Annotated in this window: 3 protein-coding genes; 1 reads left to right on the top strand and 2 read right to left on the bottom strand. The window is 75.3% G+C overall.

Features of this window, described 5'->3' with window-relative positions; translation table 11 throughout:
* Positions 1-855: carbohydrate kinase family protein (locus CCN29_RS33695; RefSeq protein ID WP_086686268.1), on the bottom strand; the 855-nt coding region annotated here is incomplete at its 3' end.
* The gene (locus CCN29_RS33690; protein WP_031064865.1) at positions 852-1,763 is read right to left on the bottom strand and encodes a pseudouridine-5'-phosphate glycosidase; all 912 of its coding nucleotides are present in this window, start codon (positions 1,761-1,763) and stop codon (positions 852-854) included. The genes CCN29_RS33690 and CCN29_RS33695, both read right to left, overlap by 4 nt.
* Before the next feature lie 99 nt (positions 1,764-1,862).
* On the opposite strand from CCN29_RS33690, the gene CCN29_RS33685 reads away from it, so the two are divergent.
* Positions 1,863-2,285 carry a VOC family protein gene (locus tag CCN29_RS33685; RefSeq protein WP_006135298.1) on the top strand — a complete coding sequence of 141 codons (423 nt, stop codon included), beginning with the start codon at positions 1,863-1,865 and terminating at the stop codon, positions 2,283-2,285.
* Positions 2,286-2,417: the final 132 nt, after the last annotated feature.

The raw sequence follows: 2,417 nt of genomic DNA, 5'->3' as shown, positions 1-2,417 counted from the left end.
GCACCCCTCCTCCGCCGCCCGCCCGGCATCCGCGCCGGCCAGCAGCGCCGCGAGGAAGGCGCCGGTGAAGGCGTCACCCGCGCCGGTCGTGTCCCGCGGCGTCACCGGCACGGCGGGGACACGGGCGCACACCTCGCCGGACCGCGCCAGCAGTGCCCCCTCCGCGCCCTGCTTGACCACCACCAGCGGCACCCGCCGGCTCAGCCGCGACGCCGCCTCGGCCACGTCCGGACACCCCGTCAGCAGGCACGCCTCGTTGCGGCTCGGCAGCAGCACGTCCACGTCCTCCACCAGGGCAAGGAAACGGTCCGGGCCCAGCTCGGCGAGGAATCCGGCCGACGCCGGATCCACACTCACCGGCACCCCGCGCGCCTGCGCCGCCTTCAGCGCCACCGCCACCAGGGCCCGGCTGCTCCCGCCGAACAGCAGATAGCCCGACAGATGCAGCCGCCCCACCCCGTCCAGCAGGGCGTCCGACCAGTCCTCGGGCCCGAGCCGCAGCGACGCGCCGCTGTCGGTGAGGAAGGTCCGCTCGGCCGCCGCGCCCTCGTCGACCAGGCACACGACCGTCCCCGTCGGCACGTCGGCGTCCACGACCAGCCGTGGACGCACCCCGCACGCGGCCAGCTCCCGTTCGTGCCAGACCGCCGCGTCCGCGCCCACCCGCCCCAGCAGCCGCACCTCGCACCCGCCCCGGCGCGCCGCCCAGCAGGCGACGTTCGCGCCCGCCCCGCCCGGCACCGTGCGGATCACGGCCGCCGTGTCCGTGCCCGGAGCGAGCGGGCCGGCATGGCGCGCGACCACGTCCGTGATCACGTCGCCGACGACCAGCAGCGCCCCGCCCGGCCCGGTCACTCCCCGGCGGCCCAGGCCGCCGCCACCCGGGCCGCGAGCGCCACGTTGCCGCGCACCGCCGCCAGATTGGCCTCCAGGGAGGCGCCGTCGGTGCGCCTGACCAGGTGGTCGAGGAGGAACGGCGTGACGCCCTGGCCGGTGACCCCGGCCGCCTCGCACGCCCGCAGCGCCTCGTCGAGCACCCGGGCGTGCACCCCGGGATCCAGCTGCTGGTCCTCCGGCACCGGGTTGGCGACGATCAGCGCCGACTCCGGGCCGCCGAGCGCGTCCTGCGCCCGCATCACCCCGGCCACCTCCTCCGGGGTGTCCAGCCGCCAGTCCACGGGATGCCCGGAGTCCGACAGGTAGAAGCCGGGGAAGCGGTCCGTGCCGTACCCGGCGACCGCCACACCCAGCGTCTCCAGCCGCTGCAAGGTCGCCGGCACGTCCAGGATCGACTTCACCCCCGCGCACACCACGGTGATCCGGGTACGCGCCAGCAGCCCCAGGTCCGCCGACTCGTCCTGGGTGACGGTCCACTCGCGGTGCACCCCGCCGAGCCCGCCGGTCGCGAAGACCCGGATGCCGGCGAGCGCCGCGAGCAGCGCGGTCGCGGAGACCGTCGTCGCGCCGCTCGCCCCCGTGGCCACCGCGAGCGGCAGGTCACGGTGGCCGAGCTTGCGGATGCCGTCCTCGTTCGCGACCCGCTCCAGCTGCTCCTTGTCCAGGCCGACCCGCGGCGTGCCGTCCAGCACCGCGATCGTCGCCGGTACCGCGCCCTCCCGCCGCACCGCGGCCTCCAGCTCGCGGGCCACCTGGAGATTGCGCGGCCGGGGCAGGCCGTGGGCGATGATCGTGGACTCCAGGGCCACCACGGGCCGGCCCGTCGCGATCGCGTCCCGTACCTCTTCCGACACCGTAAGCACCACGCGTTGCCTCCCGTCCGACGTCTCTTCCTCCATCCATGGCGGGCGGCACGCCGGGCCAAACCCTTGCGGAGCGTCACACGACTCACGGACGCTTGGACCATGACAGCGACCCGGCTCGACCACATCGTCCTCTGGGTGAGCGACCCCGTCGCCGCCGCGCACTTCTACGAGAAGGCCGTCGGCCTGGAACCCGTCAGGCTCGCCGAGTTCGCGGCCGGCGAGGCGCCGTTCCCCTCGGTGCGCGTCAGCGAGGAGACGATCCTCGACCTCATGCCGCGCTCCAAGGCGGATCGCATGACCATGCTCCCCGGGGCCGCCGACAGCTCCGGCCACCCCGTCAACCACGTCTGCCTGTCGCTCTCCGCGGACGCCTTCGACGCCCTCCTCGACCGTCTCCAGGAGCAGGAGGTCCCGGTGTCGGACATCGCCCACGACTCCTTCGGCGCACGCGGCCCGGCCAAGCGCAGCTTCTACTTCCGCGACCCCGACGGCAACATCTTCGAGGCACGCCACTACGACTGAACGGCGCCGTCCGCCCCGGACGTCAGGGCGGTGTCAGAACAGCGGCTCCGGCAGCACACCCTCCAGGGCGAGCAGCCGCCGCTTGGTCTCCAGCCCGCCCCCGAACCCGCCGATGCGGGTTCGGGGGCGGGC

This window comes from Streptomyces pseudogriseolus (genome assembly GCA_002154585.1).
GTDB classification, from domain to species: domain Bacteria; phylum Actinomycetota; class Actinomycetes; order Streptomycetales; family Streptomycetaceae; genus Streptomyces; species Streptomyces pseudogriseolus.
The sequence above is the reverse complement of the archived record's forward strand: the minus strand, read 5'-3'. Positions and strand labels throughout refer to the sequence as shown.